Source organism: Flavobacterium sp., from assembly GCF_031363805.1.
Taxonomy (GTDB): domain Bacteria; phylum Bacteroidota; class Bacteroidia; order Flavobacteriales; family Flavobacteriaceae; genus Flavobacterium.
Genome location: NZ_JANLVD010000121.1, coordinates 1 through 4219 on the forward strand (window position 1 = coordinate 1; position 4219 = coordinate 4219).

A 4219-nucleotide genomic window follows, 5' to 3' on the forward strand; every position below is an offset into this window, starting at 1 on the left:
GTCAACCTTACATTTTCATAAGAACATTTTGAGGTAAATAAGCAATTTATAGTTCCAATTCAATAGTTAGGTTTCCCTCCGTTCCACAGACACTTCACACGGTCACTTCCTGCGTTCGGTCGGGCTTCTGCATCCATAATACCGCTTCATTTCGTTTCGTTCAATCGTTCGCTTTCCGCTCCATTGCATTCCGCTGCAAGCTCTCTCTTTCTCTTCACTACATTCCAGCAGTATTATGTCTGCCGCCCTCCGTGTTTTCAGCGGTTGCTCTTTCGCCCAGCCATTGGGGTTGGCTCCGTTAGCACTTTGCCCTAAATCAAGGAACGCTATCGCTGACTTATATTTTTTCCCCAACGTTTCACGCTCGCAGTGCTACACTTTCGCTTCGTAAACTACGCTTCGTTCCCACCCTGCGGTGGCTGTTCGATTGCCGCAACACCGCCACTTCGCTCCTCGCAAAAAAAATTCCGTAAAAACTCCATTTTTTTTACTGCGGTGCTTGGGGGTGTTCTCTGAACCAGAACACTAGTTTTCAATTCAACATCTTTTAGATCACTTTTCATAACAACCCTATCCGAAACAATAAAAATAAAAAAATAAATAAAAAGAAAGTAAAGGTAAGTTCCAGTTTCAAGAAAAGAAAGTTCAAGCCCTACGGGTTTTCAATAAAATCTCCACCCTACATTTTCGTTCGCATCAACATTTGATTAAAATCAAAACTCCAATTCCCAACAACATTAACGTATAAATACGGGTAGTATTTTTTTGAAAAAACTTGCTTTTCTTGAAACCTCCACTTGAAGTACGACTTTCTTTTTTTTTCTTTTAAAAAATTTAATGGCAAAAAAAGGGAATTGAAAACCTCAACTTCAAATCAAGAATTATGCTAAATTTCATTATCCAAACCCACCTAAAAGATACAATGTACAAAAACCCGCATATGTTTGTTTTAAATAAAGGATTGAATAGCGGAAAACCTCAAAAAACCGAATTTACTAATAGTTTTGTAATTATTTTTTCAAACGAAGAAGATTTGGAAACGGTTTATTGGATTGCGTACAGCCTTTGGAAGTCAAATTTTTGGCATCAATTTTTGTGCGGTTCGGTTATTCCGTTTATAAGAATTAATGACCTTAAACACAACTTTTCGGCACGAGTAAACACTTTATTGTTAGACTACGAAGCACATCAAAAAGATATGAAAGCGTTGCGATTATTGGAACTCAAAGAAACACAATTTCACGAAAACATCAATTTAATCAACGACTTACGAAGAGTGATTTTACATCGCTACTGCAAAAAATAGACCCAATTAAGAACTTTAATTATTTAACTATGAAACTATTTATTTTGTACCAAACCGACAATTGGAAAAGCAGAGCATCAAGAGTATGTTTTGGCGTTTTCGACACCAGAGCCAAAGCCATAGACAGCGCAAAATGGCAAGAATTGTATACTTTTAATTCCGAAGTTGTGGTTTTAGAGGTAACTCTCAATTTATTTGAAGAAGTTTAATTTTGGAACGTAAAAAAAGCCCAATCCTTTCGGTTTTGGGCTTTCATAATATCTAATCCAAAGGTCACCACAACTAGAGTTAGACTATTTTTTGTGCTTTCCAATTAATATTTTGAGCAGTAAAGATATTAAAAAACTGACTATCGCCCCAAGTGTGGCAAGAATTATCGTTTTTAAAACATCTTCCGAATGCAAATTCGGTAAAACACTCAAAAATGTACCGCTAGCGGTACCAACTAAAGTTGTATTACTATTCTGTAATGGCATCGTCTTTTGTCGTGGTCAATTGGCTAACCGCCGAAATAACACCACCTACAACGGCTACATAACCGCCAACAGTAACAACAATTGCAGGCAAAGCAACTGGCGCTGCCAAAATTGTTCCGCCTACGGCTGCCAAAACCAATCCGATATTTCGAAGCACTTTAAAAAACTTTGGAGTGGGCGATTTTACTCTTTTTATGATATTCATATTTTTATTTTTTTGTCATTCCCAATTGGAAATCTGATTTAATAATTATCGAAACTTCTTCGTTTAGATCTAAACCTTTAAACACTAAATTTTTCAATTTATTAAACGCATTTCGAGATTTAAGTCCTAAACCAGGACCAGAAAATTTCGTGACTGGAGCAATACAACCATTCAATTCTTGCAAAACATTATTGGCAGGATGAAACAGAATTAAACTTCTATTTTTTACATCCATAACCTCTAAATGCCATTGAAATTTTTTACTGTATCGTTTCTTTATAAAATATTTCCCTTCGGGAATGCAGGAAACTTTCGTTTCGTTGTTTTTCCAAGGCAATTCAATTGTCAAACAAATGAGTTTACCTTCGCATTCGAGTTTTCCGTTTGTTCCATCGGGGAAATAAGTTCTTGATAGTATCAATACCATCTTACACGCCACTAACTCGAACCAACGATAACGGATTGTAAGCACCATTTTTAAGTGGGTACATTTGTCCGTTAACCAATTGGTAAAACTCAACACCAAGAGCCAAAAACAAAGGTTTTGTACTTGCAGGAGTTACCGTATTAGTCTGTGTGATTACCGCAGTTGCTACTGAATCCCAAGGCAAAATAGCCGTTTCTGAATTTTCAACTACAAAGGTTTCGACTTCAAAATCTACTTCTGCACCAGCAGAAATAATTTTAAAATGCGTTGTTCCACTTGGTGCAGCAATCATATTCACAGGTATAAAGGAAGCCAATGTAACTTCAATTACACCAGTTACACGGTCAATAGTTGCCACAAACGGAGCAAATTAACTTGTACCTAGTTTACCACGAATATTGAATTCAAAACCTGCTAAAAGTTCCGCTTCACCATCAATGATGTTTCGCAAACCTCTAATGCTTACCAAATCGGCTTGTAAAACCTTTACCATCGATTGAGTTAAACGGCTTACCATTCTACCATCGGCAGAATTCAAAAGCAACGCTCTCAAAGCCGTTCTCAAAATCTTTCCTGCTTTCCCAGCTCGACCAAATTCAGAACCATTTTCTCGTGTTCTTTGAAACGCTGGATCACTCGCAATTCTGCTCGCATCGATTCCACCTTTTTCACGCGCCAAATGACCATCTTGGGTTTTGTAAAAAGTAATATCTCCAATAGTACCTTTTAATTTAATTATGCCTTTCTGTCTTGCCATAATTTCTAAAATTTAGATTAATAAATTGTCTAAATCATCTTTCTGTTGCAACAGCTGTAGATTGATTTCGGAACAAATTTTAGCCAATTAATCAAAATAAAAAAGTAGTACCTATCCAATACGACACTTTATGACGTAAATGGCAGAAATGACCATAAATGGCAATATATGAGCATCTCAAATAGTCTTAAATTACAGATGATTACACAAAGGATTTTTTTTCTAATTTTGCAAAATATAAAAATTTGGATTATAGGGTTTTAAAGTAAGTCAAAGCCTAGTCAAAGGCATAGATAGTATATGAAAACAGAAAATAAGAGATTGTGCATCTACCCAAAGGACATACAGCGTATTACTGGAAAGAGTTATCGACAAAGTATTAGATTGTTACAAAAGATAAGAACAGAGCTTAATAAGCTTGAAAATGAGTTTGTATCAATCGAAGAGTTTTGTGTTTACACCAGTTTAAAATATGAACAAGTAGAACCTTTGATAATTGGTTAGAAATGAAACATAACATTACTAAAAATTAAACTTTAGAAATTTGCAAACCATACTATTAACCAGTTCATTTTTTGATAATGTTTTCTTTATAAATGCTTCGATAAGTCCTAAAATATAACTACATTTGTACTATAAGTTAATCGAAGTTTTGCAATGCAAAAAGCAGGTGCATAATAGAGACCCTAGTTTAGGAATAGAATTTAAAAATCTATATATCAACGGTTTAGAAATGGAAAACAAATCCCTCTTTCTCCGCAACACTAAACCGTAAATAGCTTATAAATAAGTGTTTACGGTTTTTTTATTTGCTTCTTGTCCGACGTTTGTCCCAATTTCAAAAAAAACTATTCTTTTTTTAAATTCTTTCCTTGATTATTGTCCGATAATGAATAATTCAGTTAAATAGTCGCACCTTAACAAAACCGTCTTTCTAATTTATTTTTAAAAATAGAACTGTAAAACAGGAAAATTTGCGATTGGTAAAAATAGAAAATTATTTTCTGTTTCAATATTTCCATCATTTTCTTCATGTTCCAAGCTGTTG

4 protein-coding genes and 1 pseudogene are annotated in these 4219 nt (G+C 34.8%); 2 read left to right on the forward strand and 3 right to left on the reverse strand.

Features of this window, described 5'->3' with window-relative positions; genetic code table 11:
* Nucleotides 1-883: 883 nt before the first annotated feature.
* Both RMN92_RS07090 and RMN92_RS07095 read left to right on the forward strand, forming a co-directional pair.
* Entirely contained in the window at nucleotides 884-1306 is a 423-nt protein-coding gene (locus RMN92_RS07090) for a DUF6943 family protein (protein ID WP_309608765.1), read from the forward strand.
* 29 nt (nucleotides 1307-1335) lie between these two features.
* The gene (locus RMN92_RS07095) at nucleotides 1336-1515 is read left to right on the forward strand and encodes a hypothetical protein (protein WP_309608766.1); all 180 of its coding nucleotides are present in this window, start codon (nucleotides 1336-1338) and stop codon (nucleotides 1513-1515) included.
* A gap of 250 nt (nucleotides 1516-1765) precedes the next feature.
* On the opposite strand, the gene RMN92_RS07100 is transcribed toward RMN92_RS07095, so the two are convergent.
* The 3 genes and pseudogenes from RMN92_RS07100 to RMN92_RS07110 form a co-directional block, all read right to left on the reverse strand.
* A complete protein-coding gene (locus tag RMN92_RS07100) occupies nucleotides 1766-1987 on the reverse strand; it encodes a hypothetical protein (protein WP_309608767.1) in 222 nt (73 codons plus the stop codon).
* A gap of 4 nt (nucleotides 1988-1991) precedes the next feature.
* A complete protein-coding gene (locus RMN92_RS07105; protein ID WP_309608768.1) occupies nucleotides 1992-2414 on the reverse strand; it encodes a DUF5675 family protein in 423 nt (140 codons plus the stop codon).
* Nucleotide 2415: 1 nt separating this feature from the next.
* Nucleotides 2416-3171 (reverse strand): annotated as a pseudogene (locus RMN92_RS07110) (hypothetical protein).
* Nucleotides 3172-4219 lie beyond the last annotated feature (1048 nt).